The sequence below is a fragment of the Pseudomonadota bacterium genome, from assembly GCA_034189865.1.
Taxonomy (GTDB): Bacteria; Pseudomonadota; Gammaproteobacteria; order UBA5335; family UBA5335; genus JAXHTV01.
Genome location: JAXHTV010000024.1, coordinates 14,378 through 36,957 on the forward strand (window position 1 = coordinate 14,378; position 22,580 = coordinate 36,957).

At 56.5% G+C, this 22,580-nt stretch carries 15 protein-coding genes; 11 read left to right on the forward strand and 4 right to left on the reverse strand.

Annotated features, from left to right (window positions below; genetic code table 11):
* The first annotated feature begins 34 nt into the window (after positions 1-34).
* From trmD to SVU69_10815, 7 genes are all read left to right on the forward strand, one after another.
* Positions 35-814, forward strand: coding sequence for a tRNA (guanosine(37)-N1)-methyltransferase TrmD (gene trmD, locus SVU69_10785; GenBank protein ID MDY6943477.1), 780 nt, complete (start codon positions 35-37; stop codon positions 812-814).
* A complete protein-coding gene (gene rplS, locus SVU69_10790; GenBank protein ID MDY6943478.1) occupies positions 807-1,169 on the forward strand; it encodes a 50S ribosomal protein L19 in 363 nt (120 codons plus the stop codon). The genes trmD and rplS overlap by 8 nt, the downstream gene beginning before the upstream one ends.
* A 207-nt stretch (positions 1,170-1,376) precedes the next feature.
* Entirely contained in the window at positions 1,377-3,212 is a 1,836-nt protein-coding gene (gene sppA / locus SVU69_10795) for a signal peptide peptidase SppA (GenBank protein MDY6943479.1), read from the forward strand.
* A 17-nt stretch (positions 3,213-3,229) separates the two neighbouring features.
* Positions 3,230-4,015, forward strand: coding sequence for a class II glutamine amidotransferase (locus tag SVU69_10800; GenBank protein MDY6943480.1), 786 nt, complete (start codon positions 3,230-3,232; stop codon positions 4,013-4,015).
* A gap of 402 nt (positions 4,016-4,417) precedes the next feature.
* The gene (locus SVU69_10805) at positions 4,418-8,572 is read left to right on the forward strand and encodes a PAS domain S-box protein (protein ID MDY6943481.1); all 4,155 of its coding nucleotides are present in this window, start codon (positions 4,418-4,420) and stop codon (positions 8,570-8,572) included.
* 245 nt (positions 8,573-8,817) lie between these two features.
* On the forward strand, positions 8,818-10,167 hold the full coding sequence (locus SVU69_10810) for a cytochrome ubiquinol oxidase subunit I (GenBank protein MDY6943482.1): 1,350 nt from the start codon (positions 8,818-8,820) through the stop codon (positions 10,165-10,167).
* Positions 10,167-11,159 (forward strand): cytochrome d ubiquinol oxidase subunit II, encoded by a 993-nt coding sequence (locus tag SVU69_10815; protein MDY6943483.1) that lies wholly within the window; start codon positions 10,167-10,169, stop codon positions 11,157-11,159. The genes SVU69_10810 and SVU69_10815 overlap by 1 nt, the downstream gene beginning before the upstream one ends.
* Before the next feature lie 75 nt (positions 11,160-11,234).
* Here the strand turns inward: SVU69_10815 and SVU69_10820 are convergent, their stop codons facing one another.
* Positions 11,235-12,176, reverse strand: coding sequence for a LysR substrate-binding domain-containing protein (locus tag SVU69_10820; GenBank protein MDY6943484.1), 942 nt, complete (start codon positions 12,174-12,176; stop codon positions 11,235-11,237).
* 146 nt (positions 12,177-12,322) lie between these two features.
* On the opposite strand from SVU69_10820, the gene ahpC reads away from it, so the two are divergent.
* The 4 genes from ahpC (at position 12,323) to SVU69_10840 (ending at position 18,534) form a co-directional block, all read left to right on the forward strand.
* On the forward strand, positions 12,323-12,886 hold the full coding sequence (ahpC, locus tag SVU69_10825; GenBank protein ID MDY6943485.1) for an alkyl hydroperoxide reductase subunit C: 564 nt from the start codon (positions 12,323-12,325) through the stop codon (positions 12,884-12,886).
* Positions 12,887-12,971: 85 nt separating this feature from the next.
* Positions 12,972-14,588 (forward strand): alkyl hydroperoxide reductase subunit F, encoded by a 1,617-nt coding sequence (gene ahpF / locus SVU69_10830; GenBank protein ID MDY6943486.1) that lies wholly within the window; start codon positions 12,972-12,974, stop codon positions 14,586-14,588.
* 597 nt (positions 14,589-15,185) lie between these two features.
* Positions 15,186-17,393, forward strand: a complete 2,208-nt coding sequence (katG, locus tag SVU69_10835) for a catalase/peroxidase HPI (protein MDY6943487.1) — start codon at positions 15,186-15,188, stop codon at positions 17,391-17,393.
* Positions 17,394-17,616: 223 nt separating this feature from the next.
* The gene (locus tag SVU69_10840; protein ID MDY6943488.1) at positions 17,617-18,534 is read left to right on the forward strand and encodes a triacylglycerol lipase; all 918 of its coding nucleotides are present in this window, start codon (positions 17,617-17,619) and stop codon (positions 18,532-18,534) included.
* Between the two features lie 152 nt (positions 18,535-18,686).
* On the opposite strand, the gene SVU69_10845 is transcribed toward SVU69_10840, so the two are convergent.
* Genes SVU69_10845 through SVU69_10855 form a run of 3 tightly spaced genes read right to left on the reverse strand, consistent with a single transcriptional unit; the run spans position 18,687 to position 22,469 of the window.
* Positions 18,687-19,754, reverse strand: a complete 1,068-nt coding sequence (locus SVU69_10845; protein MDY6943489.1) for a family 1 glycosylhydrolase — start codon at positions 19,752-19,754, stop codon at positions 18,687-18,689.
* Positions 19,755-19,768: 14 nt separating this feature from the next.
* Positions 19,769-20,506, reverse strand: a complete 738-nt coding sequence (locus SVU69_10850) for a VTT domain-containing protein (GenBank protein MDY6943490.1) — start codon at positions 20,504-20,506, stop codon at positions 19,769-19,771.
* A complete protein-coding gene (locus tag SVU69_10855) occupies positions 20,484-22,469 on the reverse strand; it encodes a glycosyltransferase (GenBank protein MDY6943491.1) in 1,986 nt (661 codons plus the stop codon). Before SVU69_10855 ends, SVU69_10850 begins: the two co-directional genes overlap by 23 nt.
* Positions 22,470-22,580 lie beyond the last annotated feature (111 nt).

Here is a 22,580-nt window from a genome sequence, read left to right on the forward strand (position 1 = left end):
GGTTGGCCGCGATCGCGGCCAGCAAGATTTAAAGATGCAATTCGACGTCGTGACGCTGTTTCCGGAGATGGTAGACACAATCTCGCGGATGGGTGTTGTGGGTCGAGCGGTGTCCGACGGCTTGATTGGCGTGCGGTGTTGGAATCCCCGGGACTACACCCAGGACCTGCACCGGACCGTGGATGATCGTCCCTACGGTGGCGGCCCAGGGATGGTTTTAAAGGTCGAGCCGCTCAGGGCTGCTATAGACGCCGCGGTATTACAAGCGCCCGAGGGCAGCCCGGTGATTTATTTAAGCCCTCAGGGTGACCGACTCACGCAAGAGATGGCCGAAGAGTTGGCCGCACTTCCAGGGTTGGTTTTGATCGCCGGGCGTTACGAAGGGATCGATCAGCGAGTTATTGATTCGATGGTCGATCGAGAAGTCTCCGTTGGTGACTACGTCCTTAGTGGTGGTGAGTTGCCGGCGATGGTGGTCGTGGATTCGGTTGCCCGCTTGATACCCGGTGTACTGGGCGATACGGAATCTGCGAAGCGGGATTCTTTCTCAGAAGGGTTGTTGGATTTTCCACACTATACGCGGCCGGACGTACTTGATGTTGGAGCCGTTCCGGACGTATTGCTGAGTGGAGACCATGCCCGAATTGAACGTTGGCGATTGAAGCAGGCGCTTGGTCGGACTTGGTTGAGACGGCCGGATTTGCTGCAATCGATCCAGCTGGATGCGCAACAGCGGATGCTGCTGGATGAGTTTGTTACAGAGTTCGAACAGAATCAGTGCCGAGATGGCAATGAAGGAAATGGCGATGACTGACATTATCCGTGAAATTGAAGCCGAGCAGATGCAACGTGAGGTGCCCGAATTCGGGCCCGGCGATACGGTGGTCGTGCAGGTTAAGGTGAAGGAAGGTGAACGTGAACGTCTCCAAGCCTTCGAAGGCGTTGTGATTGCCAAGCGTAACCGGGGATTGAACTCCTCGTTCACCGTGCGCAAGGTGGCGCATGGCGAAGGGGTGGAGCGGGTATTTCAGACCTACAGTCCGGCTATCGAAGGCGTTGAAGTTAAGCGCCGAGGTGATGTGCGTCGCGCCAAGCTTTACTACCTTCGCGAGCGGCAGGGTAAGGCGGCTCGTATTAAAGAGAAGCTCTCGACGAAGTCGAACGGCTAACGACCTTTCCTTTTTCGGTCTGTTATGCGCGAGCCCACAGATTTTCTGTGGGCTCGCTTCGTTTATGGGGGCGGGAATGTTTTTCCGACGGTGGATAGTTCCGATCGGCGGCCGATCTATGCAACACTCCATGGTCAAAGTCGTCACTACACGGCTTTGGAATAGCCGACGAGTGCAGTCGCAGCACGACGAAAAAGGTGAGATCGAATGGCGAAACGTAGCGGTGGGCTGATGCGATACGTGGGCAAGATCATGAACGTGATCGATACCGTGCGCCGGATGCTTGTTAATCTGGTGTTTCTCGGCATATTGGTGTTTGTGTTGCTCACCCTACGAGGCGACATCGGTGTATCCATTCCCGACGGCGCTGCCTTGATTGTCTCGCCCATTGGTGAGTTGGTCGAACAGTATGAGGGTGATCCGAGCGAATACGCCTTGCGGTCTTTTGTCGGCGCGGCTCCTCGCGAAACGCGCGTCCGGGATTTGGTATGGGCAATTGAACAGGCCAAAGACGATGATCGGATCAGGGCGCTGGTGTTGCAGTTTGGCGAGTTCCACGGCGGACATTTGTCCAAGTTAACTGTCGTGGCGGATGCCATCGAGAAGTTTAAAGTCAGCGGGAAACCCGTTCTCAGCTACGGCGATGCGTACTATCAAGACGCCTATTATCTTGCTGCCCATGCCGATGAAGTTCACCTTCACCCGATGGGTATGGTGTTGCTCGAAGGCTATGGCGTATTTGGTAAATACTTTAAGGATTTGCTCGATAATATTGACGTAAAAGTTAATGTGTTTCGCGTAGGCGAGTTCAAGTCCGCCGTGGAGCCATTCTTGCGCAACGATATGTCAACCGAGGCCCGCGAAGCGAATGAGGACTGGCTCGGCGATCTGTGGACGGCGTACAAAACCGACGTTGCGACGATGCGTTCGCTCGCTGCGCAGGCGCTGCAGGACTACTCCGATGGGTTTGATGCGTTGATTGCGAATCATCAGGGCGATACGGCGTCGTTGGCTCAAAATTATGGTCTGGTGACCCGGATATCCGATCGACCTGCGTTCCGGGAACGGATGATCGACCTGGTAGGTGAGAATGGTGCGGGCGGTTACGCCCACGTTTTCAGTGAGGATTACCTGTTCGCTCGCCGGAGAGAAGTGAGTGCCCCCGCGCAGCCGGCGGAGATTGGGGTGGTGGTTGTTGCTGGCGCGATCGTCGATGGCGAGCCCATGCCCGGATCGGTCAGCGGCGATCGGATCGCTGAACAAATCCGGGAGGCGCGACGCGACGAGACGATTCGCGCCATCGTGTTGCGCGTGGATAGTCCCGGTGGGAGTGCCTTTGCCTCCGAGGTGATTCGGCGAGAGTTGGCACTCACGCGAGAGGCGGGAAAACCGGTCGTGGTGTCGATGGGCAGCGTCGCTGCTTCCGGCGGTTATTGGATAGCCACCGCTTCGGATCAGATTTGGGCATCTCCGGTTACCATCACCGGTTCGATCGGTGTTTTTGGTGTGATCCCGACTTACGAGGGCACGCTGGCAAAACTGGGTATTTACTCCGACGGCGTGGGGACAACACGACTGGCCGGTGGATTGCGCCTGGATCGAGATCTAGAGCCCCAGTTGGCCCGTTCTATTCAGCAGATGGTGGAAGGAACCTACCGCGAGTTTCTAAAGCACATAAGCGATGCGCGCCAGATGACACCGGAGGCCATCGACAAGATCGCGCGTGGCAGAGTGTGGAGTGGTCAGGACGCTGCGGAGCTGGGTTTGGTGGATGCGATGGGTGAGTTGCCTGACGCGTTGGATGCAGCGGCGGAGTTGGCGGGGCTGGGTGACGACTACACCCATCGCTATATCGCCCCGGATCGCCAAGTGTATGAAGTGTTGTTCGATCAGATGCGAAGTGGTGTGTTGATCGATGAGATCCGCCGGCTTGCGAAACATATTTTACTTGACGCCACTCAGGTCACGACCTTGATACCTACCGTGTGGCAACTTGCCGATCCGAAGGGGATCTACGCTTACTGTGACTGTGATCCCGGTTGACTTGCAGAGGAACCGGTATGTGTGAGTTGCTCGGTATGAGCGCCAACGTACCAACGGATATCGTATTCAGTTTCAGCGGATTGATTCGTCGCGGGGGTGCTACGGGCCCCCACAGCGATGGCTGGGGAATCGCGTTCTACGAAGGTCGGGGCTGCCGAGCGTTTCATGATCCCGTTGCCGGTGCGAATTCCGAAATCGCCGAACTGGTTCGTCATTATCCCATCAAAAGCCGGACTGTGATTAGTCATATCAGGAAGGCTAATCGAGGTCGGGTGTGTCTGGAAAATACCCATCCTTTTCTGCGGGAGCTATGGGGGCGCACATGGTGTTTTGCTCACAATGGCCAGTTATCGGGTATCAAAAAACTGCCGTTGGAGTATTTTCACCCCGTTGGTACAAGCGACAGTGAGTTCGCATTCTGCTGGTTGCTGGATAGATTACGGCGACGCTTTGGCGCGACACCCCCCAGTCAAGGAAAATTAACCGCCGTGATTCGTGACTGCCTTGTCGAGCTCAGTGATTATGGGGTATTTAACGTGTTGCTTAGCGACTCACGGCAATTGCTTGTGCATTGCAGTACACGTTTGACATGGATCACCCGCGAAGCGCCCTTTGGTCGGGCCCGTTTGGTGGATTCGGACATGGCGGTGGATTTTAGCCAGCTTACCTCGCCCGGTGACGTAGTCAGCGTGATCGCCACAGATCCATTGACGCACGACGAGCGTTGGACCCCGATGTCGCCCGGCGAGAGCTTGGTTTTTCGGGCGGGACGCCCGCACAAAATTCCTACGACGAGGCCCTAGCGCGGCTGCCAAGTGCTTCGGTTTCCACTCTCTATAACGACCGGATACGGTTGTCCTTTCACCTCAAGTTAAGTTGGGCTATGCCGCTAAGATTCCTAGCGGAAAACATGCGAACGGACCCTAATCGCAGACTGATTTAATGAGCGTTCAAAGGGCCGGCAAGATGGACGACCCGGAGTTACCGCTGTGTTGGTCGTGGCCGGTTCGCGTTTTCTCATGACAGTTCGCAGTTTGCCTGATTTTTCGGCCGTTGCGGCGTATAAGCAGAACATAGAATGAGGAAGAACATGAGGTCGACGGATCATCCAACGGATCCTTTGGGTTTGCCCGGTCATTCAGAAAAAAATATTCCCACCGCCGAGCCGCGACCGGCTGTTTCGGCCAGTTGAGCGTGTTGCGACCGTGACAGAACGCACCCGCTTGCCGGGGGGGCTTTCCCCGTACCACAGCAGATCCTTACTGGTTCTGCTGTGGTCAGTGGCGGCATTGTCCTTGGCCGCTGTGTTGGTCGTCTGGTTTACGGCGGAAAGTGCGACCGGGAGCGGGTTGAAGACGTTTGTGCCTTGGGTTCTGTTGAGCGTCTTTTCGACTTGCATCGCATTGTTTGGGCAATTTTCCCCACGGCTGCGCCGGCACTCCTTTGCTCGCTTTCAGATGTTGGCCGACGAGAGTTTGGATGGTGTCTTGGTGGTGGACGCCGATGGTTTAATCATTTCTGCCAACGATAATGCTTACCGAATTCTGGGTTACGAACCTGGCGCTCTGCTAGAGCATGCCATCCTCGATATCCTCGATCCCTCCGATCCGCGCACCGAGCCGGCACGCCAGGCGCGAAGAGAGGACAGATGTTTCTACGGGCATCTGTATCTGCGCAAAGCGGATCACTCTCGTTTGCCTGCCACCATGCGCTGCACCGTGCATGAAGACGATGGCAAAGAACTGGTCACCACGATCTTGTTCCGGGACGATTCAGCCCGAGTTGAACTCAAGAATCATCAGAACCTGCTTATGTCCTCGATCGACCGATTGAGCGATGTGATTCTGGTGATCAGCCCCAAGGCCTGGGGTGATGAAGGGCCGATCGTGACCTTTGCCAACCGTTCGTTTGAGTGTGTGACGGGCTGGAAGGGCGAAGATTCCGTCGGTAGAGGCCTTAGAGAATTATTTGGTGCGGAAAACAGCCGTGATGCGGTCGAACACATCATCGACGCCATGGCAGGGGGGCAATATTGTTTCGAGCGTCTGGAGGGCGAGAACCCGCGGGGGCAAAGTTATTGTTTGGAACTCAAAGTTCAGCCGGTGACGCGGGGGGACGGCCAGATTCGAAACTATGTCGCGATTGGTCGTGATGTCAGCGAGCAAAGAAAGGCGGTGCAGCGTCTTAGAGAGAGCGAACAGCGGTTCCGTGCGATTTTTGATCAGAATCCCGATCCAATTTTTATCACGGACTTGGAAGGCTGTGTAATTTCCTGTAACTCGGCGGCCGCTGCACTGGCCGGCAAGACGCCCGAAGAGCTCGTTGGAAACTCGTTCGAGCTAGCCGTCGCCGAAGATAAACGAGAACTCGCCTGGGAAATCATCGACCGAATCGTAAAAGAACGCCAGCCGGTTCGTTACAAAACCCGCAGTATCGACCTGAATGGTCGAGGTCGTGATATTGAAGCGACGGTGGTGCCTATCGTGGCGGGTGGCAAGATCGTTGGCTTGAGCGCGCTGTTGAAAGACATCAGCGAACGGGAGCAGACACTCAGTCAACTCAGTCAGAGCGAGCAGCGGTTCCGTGCCATTTTTGATCGTAACCCCGCAGCCTTGTTCGTTTCCGATTTGCAGGGGCGCATCATATCGAGCAATCAAGCAGCCAGTCGACTGGTCGGCTTACCACCCGAGGGGATGGATGGTCTGACTTTCCGCGACATGGTCACAGACGAGGACATCGATAATTGTTTCGAAGGTATTCGCCGTGCGATGGGGGGCGAGACCTATCTTTTAAGTGCCACCGGCCGCCGCGCCAACGGCGAGCTTCGCGACGTCGATGTGACGATCGTGCCGATCATCGTTGAAGGTGTCGTATCCGGTTTGGCCGTCCTGATTGAAGATGTCACCGAAAGGAACCAGGCAGAGACGCGTCTTAAGCAAAGTGAACGGCATTATCGGGCGATTTTCGATCAGAATCCCGCTGCGATCTTCGTAACCGATCTACAAGGCAACATTACCTCTTGCAATCACGCCGCGGCGGCCATGGCCGGCGTTGAACCGGGCGCGGTAGAGAATATTACTTTTCCCGATCTTGTTCATTCGGAAGGTCACTCGAGTGCGTTCGAGGCATTCGTGGCGGCTTGCAAGGGCGAGACTCGGCGGCTTGTGACTCGCGGTTTGACGTCGACCGGAGACGTTCTGGATGTGGACGTCACCATCGTGCCCATTGTGGTGGAAGCTCAGGTGATCGGGTTGGCGGCGTTGGTGGTGGACATTACCGAAACCATGCAGGCGCAGGCCAAGCTGGTTGAGAGTGAGCAGTACTATCGGGCCGTATTCGACCAGAACCCATTCCCTGTTTTCGTAACCAACACTGAGGGACGGATTGTTTCTTGCAACGCCGCGGCCGGCGCTCTTTTAGCCAGCAGTCCAACGGAGCTGGCCGGGGCTACGATTAATGAATTGGTGGAATCGACTGACAAAGATGCGACCTGGAACGCGTTTCGGGCAGCCCTGGACGGAAAAATGCAGCATTTGGTCACCCAGGGTGTTCGTCGGGACGGGGTTCATCGAGACATCGAATGTACGTTGGTGCCAATCGTTGTCGATGGTGAAAGTCGCGGGGTAACTTGCATCGCCGATGATGTGACCGAGCTTCGAAAGGCCGAAGAGGGATTGCGGTTATCGGCGAAAGCCTTGGAAAGCGTGGCCGAGGCGTCGGCCATCACGGATCTATCGATTCGGATCGTGTCGGTCAACAAAGCGTTCGCCGATATTACCGGTTTCAGCGGGCCGGAGGTCAAAGACAAGACCCCGTTCGACCTCATGACCGATTCCAACGATCCGGATTTGGTCTCGACCATCGCCACTGCTATTGCGCAGGCGGGGCATTGGCAGGGTGAGATGTGGTTGGCCCGCAAAGATGGCGAGGAATATCCTGTGCTGATGACCATCAGCGCGGTTTACGACGAATCCGGTGCCGTGACCCACTATGCCACGGTGTTCACCGACATCTCCCAGTACAAGCGTTATGAAGAACGTTTGGAGTTCATGGCCCACCACGATTTCCTTACGCGCCTGCCCAACCGTGCCTTATTCCAGGAACGTTTGGAAAACGCCATCGCTCGCGCCGCACGCCACGAGAGCATGGTCAGCGTGCTATTTATCGACCTCGATCAGTTCAAATCGATCAATGACTCGCTGGGCCATGGGATTGGCGACGACCTGTTGGTTAAGGTCTCGGAGCGTTTGGGCGGACTGGTGCGCGGCACTGACACCGTCGCCCGTCTGGGGGGGGATGAGTTCGCTGTTTTGTTGGAAGACTTGAAGGACGATCAGGATCTTATTCGCGTAGCGGATAAGATCATCGCCGCTTTTGGATCGCCCTTCGAGCTGGAAGGGTATGAGCTCTTCACTTCCGCCAGCATGGGGATCGTGTGCTACCCCTCAGATGGTGAAGACGCCGAGACCTTGCTGAAAAAAGCTGACGCGGCCATGTACCAGGCCAAAGACTACGGTCGCAACAACTATCGTTTCTTCTCGCCGGAAATCAACGCCAAGGCGCACGAATACCTTGTGTTGGCCAATAATCTTCGCTATGCGCTGGAGCGAGACGAGTTCCGTTTGTACTACCAACCTCTGATTGACCTGAGCACGGGAGAAGTTCGTGGAGTGGAGGCCTTGATTCGCTGGCAGCATCCCGAGTTTGGCTTGGTGTCGCCGGTGACCTTCATTCCGGTGGCGGAGGCGACTGGGCTCATCAACCAGATCGGTACCTGGGTGCTGCGTACCGCCTGCGTTCAGGGCAAAAAGTGGCAGGATGCGGGCTTTGCCCCGATTCGAATCGCGGTCAATCTATCCGCACGTCAGTTCCGCGATGCGGCCTTGGTCGATACCTTGAACCAAATTTTGGAAGAAACCGGGCTGGACGGGCGCTGGGTGGAGCTTGAAGTGACCGAAAGCATGATGATGGAGAACCCATCCCGGGTTAAAGACATCATGTACGCGCTTAAGAAAAACCACGTCAGTATCGCCATTGACGATTTTGGCACCGGCTATTCGTCCCTCAGCTATCTCAAAGAGTTTCCCTTCGACTTTATCAAGATCGATCGCTCATTCGTCATGGGTATTCCCGGCAACAAGAGCGATACCAGTATCACCGAAACCATCATCGCCATGGCCAAGAGCTTGCACATTGCCGTAATTGCCGAAGGCATTGAAACCCCTGACCAAGAAGAATATCTGCTCAAACAGGGTTGTGACGAAGGGCAAGGTTATCTCTTCAGCAAACCGGTCCCCGCGGACCAACTCGAGTTACTTCTGAGTAAATGGCCTCACCCCGAACAATCACGTCTTAAATAGCACTTGCCCTCCCCGAGACCACGTGCCGGCTCGGGCCTTCTGAGGTCTTCTGCGTATAGCACGAAACCGTTGGTTATGTATGTCACGGTAGGGCTTGGGAAGGCCGATTCGTGTAATCGCTGAATCCGTGTCTGCGACGAATGGTCGCGGTTGGCGAGCTGATGGATCGCAGGTGTCATAATGTCTGCGAGATGCTAACGGTTCTATCATCCGAATACGGTTCAACTCAGCAACGGGGTTAACCGATGCCCTTAGACCCTTTTGTTTTGGCCCGAATCCAGTTTGCGGCCAACATCAGTTTTCACATTCTTTTTCCCTCCATCTCCATCGGCTTGGCTTGGGTCCTTTTTTACTTCCGCTATCGATACCATCTATCGGGAGACAAGGCCTGGGACTATGCGTACCTGTTTTGGGTGAAAATCTTCGCGCTCACGTTCGCGCTGGGTGTGGTCAGCGGGATCACCATGAGTTTTCAGTTCGGGACAAACTGGCCGGGTTTCACCGAAACCACCGGCAACATTTCCGGTCCGCTGCTTGGGTACGAGGTGTTGACGGCATTTTTTATGGAAGCGTCGTTTCTCGGCATCATGCTGTTCGGACGCAAACGGGTTTCCGCGCGAGTGCATGTTGTCGCCACTGCGCTGGTGGCAATTGGTACAACGCTTTCGGCGTTTTGGATTCTGAGTTTGAATTCCTGGATGCAAACGCCATCCGGTTACGAGATCGTGGACGGTGAATTTTACGCCGTCGATTGGCTTGCGATTATTTTTAATCCTTCTTTTATCTATCGGTTTGCCCATTCTGTGAATGCGTCGTTGATTACCAGCGCGTTCTTAATCATGGGCGTGAGCGCCTGGCGGATTTTCAAATCCCTGGATGGCCCGGCCACACACCAGGTGCTTAAAACCGGCGTGGTCATCGCGGTGGTCGCCACGCCCACGCAACTGTTGCTCGGGGATCTACACGGCCTGAACACCCTTGAACATCAACCGGCCAAAATCGCCGCCATGGAAGGAATTTGGGAAACCGAATCCGGCGCGCCTTTCACGCTGTTTGCTTGGCCGAACGAAGAAACTCAGGCGAATGATTTCGCCATCACCATTCCGAAACTCGGCAGTCTCATCCTCACTCATCAGCTCGACGGCACGGTGAGAGGTTTGAGTGAATTTGAGCATGCGCGTCCACCCGTTGCGCTGGTGTTTTGGTCTTTTCGTGTGATGGTGGGTGTCGGCCTCCTGATGATCGTCATCGCCTGGTGGGTTGGTTGGCGCCTGTGGCGCCAGCGCGCCTTATCCCATGTTCAGCTGCTCGCGCTCAGCGCAATGACATTCTCCGGCTGGGTTGCCACGTTGGCCGGCTGGTGGGTGACGGAAGTTGGCCGCCAGCCTTATATCGTTTACGGCTTGGTGCGCACACAAGAGGTGGTGGCGCCCCACGGTGGTGGGGTGGTGGCCACAACCTTGGTGGCCTATTTGCTGCTCTATGTGTTGTTGCTGGCGTCTTATATCGGAGCGATTCGCTATCTCTCCAGTAAACCGGCGGCTTCATTGGCGTTGACCCAGTTTCCGGCAAAATCTTCTGCGGAGGCCGGCTGATGGATACCCTGCTACCGCTGATATTTTTCTTCATCATGGGTTTTGCCGTGCTGACCTACAGCATACTGGACGGCTATGACTTGGGCATTGGGATTTTGCTTCCGTTGGGCGATGAGGCCGAAAAGGATCAAATGATCGCCTCGATCGGGCCATTCTGGGATGCCAACGAAACCTGGATCGTGCTCGGCGTTGGGGTGTTGTTGATCGCTTTTCCGGAGGCCCATGGACGGGTGCTCACAGCGCTGTACCTGCCCGTCACGCTCATGCTCATTGGGTTGATACTCCGCGGTGTGGCGTTTGATTTACGTGTAAAAGCAGGACTCAATCAAAAGCATCTTTGGGATCGGGCGTTTTTTGCGGGTTCACTGTTGGCCTCTGTGACTCAGGGCTGGATGGTAGGGGCCTACATCACCGGTTTAAAACCGGGTCTGACCAATACCTTGTTCGCCGGATTAATCGCGGTGTTATTGCCGGCATTCTATGTTTTTCTCGGCTCGGCCTGGTTGATGATCAAAACCGAAGGGGTGCTGTTCGACAAAGCTGTTGGCTGGGCCAAGCGGGCCATTCCACCCATGGCCGGGGCACTGTTGTTAATCTCGATTGCAACGCCTTTGGTCAGTGCCACTATCGCGGCGCGTTGGTTTACGTTGCCTAACGCCATCGGCCTTTCGCCCATACCCATCAGTTGTGTCTTGGTATTCGGTGCGCTAATCGGTTTTTTTAGCCGGTCTCGGCAGACGCTTTATCGCTATGCCTGGATGCCCTTTGCCGGTACGGTGGTCATCGGACTTATGGCCGCCATCGGGCTGGCGTATAGCCTGTATCCGTACATCGTCATCGACGAGCTCACCATTTGGGAGACGGCCTCCGCCACCAACTCGCTCCTATTCGTGTTGGTGGGAGTTGCCGTGAGCGTGCCGGCTATTATTGGCTACTCAATTTTCGTATATCGAACATTCGCCGGAAAAACCGGGGATCTGGAATACGATTGAATCGATCGGGAAATATTCTCCCAAACTGCCTAGAACTCAGTTTTTCGGTTGCCTGGGCGGTGCGCAGAGAAGCGGTTATCGTCCGGGACTGAGTGAAATCGGATCATCCGTCGTCTGGCTGGTTTTTTTGGTCAAGGCGGCTTCGCACAGGGCGATCAAGGCCTCGATGCTGGAGATTCGCGTGTAGTTGGGCCGGATGACAAAGGCGATCCGGCGGTGGGGGCCGGGTTCATTCAGGTGCACGGCGGAAAGTGCCGGGTTCTGGGAGATCAGTTGGTCTAGCGCCATTTCCGGAATGAGCGTGGTCCCCAGTCGGCCCATGACCATTTGCACCAGGGTGTTCAGACTGGTGGCGCCAAAACCGTGATTGGCCGTTTGCTCCGAGAGCTTGCAGGCATCGAGAATGTGGTCCTTCAGACAGTGACCCTCTTTCAGCAACATCAGATTGCTGTGGTTCAACTCATCGCTGGTAATTTCTTTCTGCTGCGCATGCTTGTCGTCTTTTAAGGCCACCCAATAAAAATCCTCCTGCCAAAACTCCAGCTTCAATAGGCCGTCAATGGGAAACGGTAGCGCCAATATGGCGGTATCGATTTCACCGGCTCGGACCATGTCCACCAAAACCTGTGATTGTTCTTCGACGATATTGAGTTGCGCGCGAGGGTAGTGCCGATTCAGCGCCGGCAGGATTTTCGGTAGCAGGAAGGGGGCCACGGTGGGGATGATGCCCACCGACAGCGGAAAACTGAGCGGTATTTTCTGGCTGTCGGCGAGATGCTGTAACTCTTCCACCTGTAGCATGATTCGGCGTGCTTGTTCCAAAACCTGCTTTCCGATGGGCGTGACCAACACTTTTTTGTTGTCTCGCTCGAAGATCTGCAGGCCGAGTTGCTTTTCCAGTTCGTTTAGCGCGGTGCTCAGTGCCGACTGGCTGATATTGCACAGCTCTGCAGCTTTTCGGAAATGCAGTGTTTTTTCTGCTGCCAGCGCGTAGGAAAGTTGCTTGATGGAAATCATGGGGCACCTGAGATGGCTGTTCGAACGTTCATTATTTTAGAACGTTATTATGAATTTTATCAATTTTACAGATCAAAGGTGCCGCTTTATCCTAACCCTCGCAACGAAACTAAACCGTTCATAAACCAACTCACAGGGAGGCCACCATGGCACTTATCAACACCAAAATTAAACCGTTTAAAGCAACCGCCTTTAAGAATGGCGAGTTCATCGAGGTGTCCGATCAGGATCTTCAAGGTAAGTGGTCGGTGTTCTTCTTCTATCCCGCCGATTTCACTTTTGTGTGTCCGACGGAGTTGGGCGATCTGGCCGACCACTACGAAGAGTTCCAAAAGCGCGGTGTCGAGATTTACTCCGTGTCCACCGACACTCACTTTACCCACAAAGCCTGGCACGACGCCTCTGACACCATCGGCAAGATCCAGTACACCATGATTGGCGATCCCACCGGTGAAATCACCCGTAACTTCGAAGTCATGCGCGAGGGTCAGGGCTTGGCGGATCGTGGCACCTTCGTGGTCGATCCCGAAGGCGTGATTCAGGCGATGGAAATCACCGCCGAAGGCATCGGTCGGGATGCCGAAGATCTGCTGCGTAAAGTAAAAGCGGCGCAATACGTGGCCGCCCACCCCGGCGAAGTCTGCCCGGCCGCTTGGAAAGAAGGCGAACAGACCCTGGCGCCGTCGCTGGATTTGGTTGGAAAAATCTAATCAGGAAGCGTGGTGTGAGCCCGACCCCGGTCGCGCTCACACCCCACCTTGATCGGGTAACGCAAGAACGAGGAGAAACCGAATCATGTTAACGAACGATATCTTACAAGCATTAAAAGGCTACACCGCGAACATGCAGCGGACGGTGACTTTCGTCTTGCAAACCGGCGAGCACAACAAACGTGAGGAGCTGGCGAAGTTCTTATCCGACATCGCCGGCGTGAGTGAAAAAATTACGCTCGAAGAGCGAGACACCGCAGGAAAGCTCCGTAGCCCCATCAGTTTTGCCCTTGAAGCCGATGGCAAGGATATGGGGATTCAGTTCTCCGGTATTCCCAGTGGCCATGAGTTCAACTCACTGGTGCTCGCGATCCTGCAGGCTTCCGGCACGCCCCTGAAGCTGGACGATTCGCTCCAAGACATGGTTGCCCGTGTCGCGGACGATTTACGCTTCGAGGTGTTCGTCAGCCTGGGCTGCCACAACTGCCCGGACGTGGTGCAGGCCCTGAATCAATTTGCTTTACTCAACGACCGCATCCGTACCGAGATGATCGATGGCGGCCTGTTTCAAAACATCATTGAGGAACGCGACATCCAGGGTGTGCCCAGTGTCTACCTCAACGGTGAGCTGTTCGCCAATGGCAAAGTCACCGCGGCGGAACTCATCGACCGCTTGATCGAGCGCTATCCCTCCATCGCCCAATCGGGATCCGCGGCGCAGTTGCCGTTGCAAGACGTGGTCGTGATCGGCGGCGGTCCGGCCGGTGTGAGCGCGGCCATCTACAGCGCCCGGAAAGGTCTGAAGGTTACCTTGATTGCCGATCGTATCGGCGGCCAGGTGAAAGACACGCTAGGTATCGAAAACCTCATTTCCGTACCGCAAACCACCGGACCGGAATTGGTGGGCGCCCTGCAGGCGCACATGAACGACTACGAGATCACCGTCAAGGAACATCTCAAAGTCACTCAAGTTGAACAAGCTGACATCAAAACCGTCACGCTCTCATCCGGCGAGCGAATTCACACCAAAACGCTGATTGTGGCAACGGGCGCCAAATGGCGCGAGCTGGGCGTGCCCGGAGAGAAGGAGAACATCGGTAACGGCGTGGCCTATTGCCCGCACTGTGACGGCCCGTTCTTTAAAGGCAAAGACGTTGCCGTGATCGGTGGCGGCAACTCCGGTATCGAAGCTGCGCTGGATTTGGCGGGCATCGTCAAGTCGGTGACCGTGTTCGAGTTTCTGCCGGAACTCAAAGCGGACCAAGTGCTGGTAGATAAAGCCGTGGCGAAGGACAACATCACCATCTACAGAAACGTGGCAACCAAAGCGATCAAGGCCGAAAACGGCAAGGTCAATGCCATCGAGTACGTGGATCGGGGAACCGAACAAGTCCACACGCTGGCGCTGGATGGCGTTTTCGTCCAGATCGGCCTGGTGCCCAACAGCGGTTTTCTGGCCGATGTGGTCGAGCGCACGCGATTTGGAGAAATCGTCATCAACGAAAAAGGTCAGACATCGGAAACGGGCATTTATGCCTGCGGTGATGTGACCACCGTACCCTACAAGCAAATCGTCATCGCCATGGGCGAAGGCGCCAAAGCATCGTTGGCGGCGTTTGAATACCTGCTGACACATTCCGACGCCTTGGAGCAATCCTACCTAGCGGAAAACGCCAAAAATCAGACCGCAAAGGTCGCCTGATCGCGACCCCTGAAGGCCCGGAAACAGGGCCTTCAGGGCCTTCAGGGCGCTGGGTGCTCCGGTCGTGTTCGGTCTGGATGATCTCCGTCTTTGTCGGGGCGAGATGTGAAGGGGCGTTCCTTCCCAAATCCGGGCGCACGAAAATACGGCCAGCACCGGCACCGCGGCTGCGTCGGAAGCGAAGAAAAGCTTCGCGCTGGTGAACTGAGAACACGAAATACCCTCCGAGCCGTGGAGACCACCGATCATTCGATTCAGGTCTGGCGGCCTAGCGCCTGCGGAACCGGCTTTGGCGATTTCAGTCCGGTATTGGTGGTGATCTTCTTAGGCGCATCACCCAATCCCGTTTGACTGCACGGGCACGTAGCTGAAGCATCGATTTTTTCCAAGTTGATGATCGGTTTTTTCGGATGGAAATCGGCCTGTTGTCGAATTATGCTCAACGTGCATTCTGCGCAATTTGCCATCAAGAGCGACGACTGCTGTCGGTTCGAAGGGTTTCTTGTGCAGGCGCAATACCTCGCGGCCCGCAACGTTTGCCGTTGGGCCCGCATTTGAGAACAAACGAGGGGACAAACGGCTATGTTGAAAAATCGGATGCTAAGGATTGCTATCCTGGCGGCGCTCTCCCAGATGGCATTGGGCGGGCCCGCTCTGGCGATGGGGGAGCCCAAAACCAACCAAGCGTGGTGGCCGCAAACGCTGAATCTCGCCCCGCTGCGCCAAAACGCCACCGTATCGGACCCGATGGGTGGCGATTTCGATTATGCCGAGGCCTTCAGTCAGCTCGATCTGGATGCGATCAAGCGTGATCTCCGGGCGCTGATGACCGATTCCCAGGACTGGTGGCCAGCAGACTATGGTCACTACGGTCCATTATTCATCCGCATGGCCTGGCACAGCGCGGGCACCTACCGCGTGAACGACGGGCGTGGTGGTGCTGATGGCGGACAGCAGCGCTTCGATCCCCTGAACAGCTGGCCCGACAATGCCAACCTGGACAAGGCGCGCCGGCTGCTTTGGCCGATCAAGCAGAAGTACGGGCGGAGCATTTCCTGGGCCGACTTAATGATTCTCACGGGTAATGTGGCGTTGGAGTCCATGGGCTTTAAGACCCATGGTTTTGCCGGCGGACGCGAGGATGACTGGGAGCCGGACCTGATCTACTGGGGTCCGGAAACGAAGATGCTGGGCCGTGAACGCATTGACCAACAAGGCGCACTGGAAAAGCCGTTGGCCGCGACACAGATGGGTCTGATTTATGTGAATCCGGAGGGTCCCGGCGGCAACGCAGACCCGCTCGCCGCGGCCAAACAGATCCGTGAGACTTTCGGCCGCATGGCGATGAACGACGAGGAGACCGTGGCGTTGATCGCCGGCGGTCACACCTTCGGTAAGTTGCACGGTGCCCACGAAGTGAACAAGTGCGTTGGCCCGGAGCCCGCCGCCGCCGGCGTCGAGGAGCAGGGCCTGGGCTGGAAGAACACATGCGGTAAAGGTCATTCCGAAGACACCATCACCAGCGGCCTGGAAGGCGCCTGGACCGCAGCGCCCACGCAATGGACCATGATGTACTTGCAGAATCTGTTCAACTTCGAATGGGAGCAGACCCGCAGCCCCGCCGGCGCCGTTCAGTGGGTACCGAAAGGCGGTGCCGCAGCCAACACGGTTCCGGACGCTCATGTGGAAGGCAAACGGCACGCGCCGGTCATGCTGACCACCGACTTATCGCTCAAGTTCGATCCGGCTTACCGCAAGATCTCCAAGCGCTTCCTGGACAACCCAGCCGAGTTTGAGGATGCCTTCGCCCGAGCTTGGTACAAATTGACCCACCGCGACATGGGCCCGCGTCCGCGGCTTCTGGGTGATGCGGTTCCCGAGGAAACACTTATTTGGCAGGATCCTGTTCCCGCGGTCGATCATGAGCTGATCGACGACAAAGACATTGCGGATCTCAAGGAAAAAATCCTTGCCTCAGACCTCACGCGACCGGAACTGGTGCGCACGGCCTGGGCATCCGCGGCCAGCTTCCGCAGTTCCGACAAGCGGGGGGGTGCCAATGGTGCGCGTATCCGGCTGGAGCCGCAGAGTGATTGGGAAGCGAACAACCCCAAGGAACTCAGGCGCGTTTTGAAACGTCTTGAGCGGATACAGAACAAGTTCAATCGCGCTCAGTCGGGCGATAAGAAAGTCTCGCTCGCCGATTTGGTTGTACTCGGCGGTGCGGCCGCTATCGAACAGGCGGCGCAGGAGGCAGGCCACGAGGTGACAGTCCCGTTCGTTCCGGGGCGCACTGATGCCACCCGAGCCCAGACCGACGTGGCATCGTTCGCGGTACTCGAGCCCAAGGCAGACGGATTCCGCAATTACTACAGCAAAGGCCTAAGCCGGTCTCCCGCGGCGTTGCTGGTGGATCGGGCCGACCAGCTCGACCTGTCCGTTCCGGAGATGACCGTCTTGATCGGCGGGATGCGCGTACTCGATGCGAACACCGGCGGCGCCAAGCACGGCGTCTTCACCGACAAACCCGGCACGCTGAGTAACGACTTCTTCGTCAATCTGCTCGATATGTCGACCCAATGGCAACCAGCGGCGTCGGGCGAGTACGTGTTCGAGGGGCGGGATCGCGTCTCCGGCGAGCCTAAGTGGACTGCCACTGAGGCCGACCTGGTATTCGGTTCCAATAGCGAACTGCGGGCCGTCGCCGAGTTCTATGCCTATCCCGGGTCCCAGGAGACCTTCCTGAAGCACTTTGTGGCGGCGTGGGCGAAAGTCATGCAAGCCGACCGCTTCGACCTGAAGTAACTCACCAACAAACCAGCCCCGGCGCACCCTGTGGCGTGCCGGGGCTTTTTGTTCAGGCGAGTGCGCCGCTTGTCGCGAGTCATACGGTCTTTAGAGCCGTTCCCGAGGTGGAGAAACACGAACTACGCTTCTCGTTGGGATAATGGGGAGTCCGCCTGATGCGCCGAAGATTGCACGGCGCGCCCCACTGATTTTGCTGGGTCACCTCCTTGAGCGATACATCATGATGCGAAATATTGCCGTCTTATTGTTTCTTTGCTTTTTCTGTTTGCCCGCCGGTGCGACGTCTTCGTCGGTCACGCCGAGATACCCCGTGGTATTGGTCCACGGTTTCATTGGTTTCGACCAATTGTTCGGGATCGTTCCATATTGGTTTGGTATCGCCAAAGAGCTGGAACGGAGCGGCGTCGAGGTTTACGTCGCCCAAGTCTCCGCCGTGAATTCTTCGGAAATCCGGGGCGACCAATTGATCGAGCAGATCGAGCATTTTCTGCAACAAACGGGCGCCAGTAAGGCCAACATTATCGGTCATAGCCAAGGTGGCTTGTCGGCGCGTTATGTCGCTGCCGAACGCCCGGATTTGGTCGCCAGCGTGACCACGGTCGGTGCACCCCACAAGGGCAGTGAATTGGGAGATTTTGTGCGGCGCCTGACTGGAGGTGACCAAACGTTACGGGCTGGTTTCGTTCACGTAACCGTCGGTCTGCTCGGGCGGCTGATCGATCTGTCGTCTACCGGCGGTTATCCGCAGGACGGTAAGGCGGCATTGTCGTCGCTGACGGCCGTGGGTCTTGAAGACTTCAACCGTCGTTATCCACAAGCCGTACCCGAGGATTGTGGCGAGGGTGCTTATGAGGTCGACGGGATTCGGTATTACTCATGGGGTGGGGTGCGGAACTGGACGACCGTCGTTGATCCCAGCGATGTCATCTTGTGGTTGACAGGGTTGGTTTTCGAGGAAGAAAACGACGGACTGGTCGGTCGCTGCAGCAACCATTTGGGTATGGTGATACGGGACGATTATCCCCATAACCACATTGATGAGATTAATCAAATACTGGGATTGGACGGATTCGGGCCATTCGAGCCGAGCGAAATTTATCTCGAGCACGTGGCCCGACTGCGTGAGGCCGGTTTGTGACGCCGGTTCACTGATCGCGGTGTCCGCAACCCCGCGGGGGCGTTGCGGGCGGAGGGGTTGGTCACTGGATGTTGGCTGTGCTCTGTCGCCAGAACAGGTTTGCCGGCGCTGCCCTGGCAGCGCCGGCAAACCGGCGGGCGCGTCTAAGGGTTTTACGGGCTGTACTGTCGGATGACGCGCTCGTATTCAAACCAGCTCAGTTTTGGGGAGCGATCTTCTTCCAACAATCCACTGTGGCGTTGGCGGGGCTGGGACTCGTTTGGATTATCCAGATACTCGTACCAGAAAAAACCCACCGCGCCGGCGCGCAGCGTGTATTCCGCCATGTTGCGTAAAAAAAGCCGTTGCGCCTCCGGTGTGCGACCCTCACCATCACCGGTCTTGAAACCCGTTTCCAGGACAATCACGGGTTTGCCACCGCTGGCGTATCTAGACTGAGTGATCACGCGGCAGACATAACCCGCAAAACCTTCTGTGATCGGTCCGCCGATGGCCGGGTACATGTATACGCCCACAAAATCGTAATCCGCGACCAGTCTCATTCTTGCGATAAACTGCAGGAATCCCGGGACGGCGACGACCGATAGGACCGTCTTTGCCGAGCGGTCAGTCTGTTTCACTGCTTCGTTCAAGGTATGAATGATCCGCATTTTGGCGGTGGGTGACCACAGATGGGCCCGCTGATTACTCGCCACGTGCTGATAATCCAAATTGATTTCGTTCTCCAGCGACCAGTATTCGATGGTGTCGTGATACCGCTCGACCACTGCGCGGGCATAACGGTCAAGAACATCCAGGTACTCGCCGATTCGCAAGTCTCCCGTCCACTCGGGTGCGACGGCCCGGTCCCGGTTATAGCCGTTGCCGATTTGGCCAATAATCTGGATGCCGTTGCGGGCGGCTTCCTGGGTGACCATGTCGAAATAGCTGAAATCGTAGGGTTCACCTCGTACCGGCTCGATTCGCTTCCAGGCATAGTCGACCCGAATCCAGCGGATGCCAATTTCGGCCATCGCGCGGAAGTCGTCGGGGTAAAGTTCGTAGTCGGGCAGGGGGATGTGGTAGGCCGTGATTCCCCACATAAACCCCTCCGGAGCCTGAGCGGGCGGCTCTGCGGTGCAGTTGTCGCGACCACCCGTGAGTTGCTCCAACGGGTTTCCATAGCTCAAGGTGCTGGTCGTTGCGAGGGCGATGATGAATATCCAAACGTACTTTCGCATGCAAAATTCTCCTGCTAGGCCGGCGGCAATAACCGTCGGACAATGACGGTCAGCACCATTCCAAAGAGCGCCAGGACCACGATCTCTGGCGAGTACCACCAGCCGGGTTCGGCGTTTAGGGCGCGTTCGATTGCTCGCGGGCCGAGGGTGCTCCACAGCACGATATGGGGTATTCCTCCCAGTACCGAAGCGAAAATGTAATTCCGCCGTGTGACATCCAGCGTCGCCAATGCCCAGTTGACCGGCGGCACGGCGAACATCATCAGCCGCATGTAAAGCACGGTTCGAAAACCGTTGCCGTTGATGAGCTCAGAAGCCTTAGCCGGAAGCGCTCGGAAGCACATCGCGACGAACTCTTGGCCGAGCCGCTGACCGATGGTGTAAGTGAAATAACACGCGATGGCCCAATAGATGAGGGTCAGTACGATCGTCATCATGGGGCCGTAGATCAGGGACACGGCGATCAGTACCAGCACGGTGGGGACATTCAGCAACACACCACCGACCCCGAGAACAATGATCGCCAGCGGACCGAAAACACCCCATGACAGGCTCCATTCCCGTAACAGATCGACCAAGTCATTGATTCCCTGTCGGCTGACATCGACCTCTACAGGCAAGCTGCGGGAAGCGGCGGCCAAGGCCAGAATGACGACGAGCAGGAGCAAAAAGCGCAGGGCGCTCGGAAATACCCGGCGGGGTTTTTCTGCCACCTCGATTTCCGACAGGTCACGTAAGGTTCGTTTGTGCATGGCTTACACCTCCCTTGTAAGCGACAGGAGAAGTCGTCCCTTCTTCGTACCAACCGATGGGGCGGCGTTCCAACAGGGCGAGCACCTGCTGTTCTTCCCTTTCGGACAGCAGGTATTGCCCTTTGCTTTGCATACGAGAGCCTTGCTGGGAGTTGCGGGCAAGCAAATCTGCGATGGCATTCGGTTCCAGCCCGGTGACCGGATAACCGAGCTCGGAAAATAGTGTGCTAATGCACGGGCCGGGATCTTTAAGTAGCTCCTCATAGCGGATGATCGCGTTGAAAAAAGGAGGCGCTGTTCGTTGCAGTCGGGCGCTCTCCGCCATGTGAGAGAGCCACTGCAGCGTGAAATAAGCCACCGCGCTGGCGCGTCCGTGCCGATGGAATTCCGGGTGATTGAAGAGTGGAACAGTCGCTCCCAATGCTTTGCGCGTATGGGGGATCGACCCCAGTGTGGAGAGCAGCAGCCTATCGAGTCCGAGGCGTCTCCAGATGCGATACTGTCGCTCGGAAAAATAGGCATTGAGGAAGGAATTGATCGTGGGCAGCGGGTCGCGGTAAAGAAAAACATGATCACCGCGGACACTGAGCGGTTCAAACAGCGGTGCGGCGAAAAGACACCAGCTGCGCAATTTTATCAGGGGCTGCGTCATCTTCGGATCGCGACAGCGCAGGTGGTGGCCGAGCAATCGTGTGCAACGATCCATAAGCGCACGCAATTCCTCGTCGCGTCGGCCTTCCGCCATACGCGAGAGCAATACAGCCTGGCTGTAGAAGTCCGGTTCGGAGATGGACTGGACATTCCCGGTGGTTGCCAACAGTTGGCTCAGCAACGTCGAACCGCAGCGCCCGGTGCTGTGCAAAAAGATCGGACGGGGGATTTGCTCCGCGGGCAGTAAGGCATCGACCAAGCGCTCCAAATCACCGTAAGCCACGGCGTGGATTCGAATTGCGTGATCACGCTGAGCTTCATAGAAAAACGGATCCGCCGTGAGCAGATCGACTGTCTCAGGGGTTTCCACCAAGAGCAGCCGACGACGATGATCATCCAGGCAATAGGGCGTAATGTGCGCGCCGCGTTCATTCAGCAATTTAACGATGTCAGTTTGGCCGTCCGCGCGTTTGAAGAAATGGCTTGGGCTGGCCAGTTCTGCGGGGACGAGGCGAGGCCAACGAGCGACGATCTTGTAGGAGTTCGCCAATACCCGAGGCAGGTGGGCATTGGTATGGAGCCGTTCTGCAGGGTCGTTGCCCGAATGATTGGCGGCGTATTCGAACGGCGGGTTGATCAGTACCGGTTTGACGGATTGAATCACCGTGCCGAAGACCATCTTCCACAACAAGCGAAGACGTCCCTCGCTGTGGAAACGTCGCATGTCCAGCATGATTCGCCCACGCTTCAGTAGACGAAACCGCGTGCCATCGCTCGCCCTGCGGAGATACTCCACATCTTCGCCAAAATGCATGTTCTCGTTGAAGCCGCCTTGGCGCTCGTGAACATCACGTAGCACGAGATAACCGGCCGAACCAGGGGCAGTGGGAGCGACGTGTTGCAATAGCCCCATACCCATATTGAAAAGGCGGGCGATGAGTCGGTCGCCCCAACAGTCGGAACCGCTGATAAAGCGGAACGCGGCCGTGCTTAAGCCGCGTTGTTGCATTTCCGCGGTGGCATCTAAAAGGGTGCGTGGGGAGATGCGGGCATCCGCATCCAGGAATACCAGGTACTGTCCGCGTGCATGCTTCGCGCCGGCGTTTCGCGCAGATGAAACACCTTTTACCGGTGCCTGCACAAGCCGGATGCGGTCAGGTTGAGAACGTGCCAATGCCTCGACAATTCGTGGCGTGCGATCTGTGCTGCCATTGTCGGCGACGATGATTTCCAACTTGGCAGTGGCGTCTTGCAAGAGATCGCCGAGCAAGCGATCGACCACGCCCTCTTCGTTCAGAGTCGGAATGACCACACTAATATACGGTCTCTCCGTGGTGGCGTTTCGGCTTTTCGGAGCGATTTTTAGGCATGATTGGGATGAGATAGGCATTTTGCCCTCCTTTGGGGGAGAAGGTGCGAAATA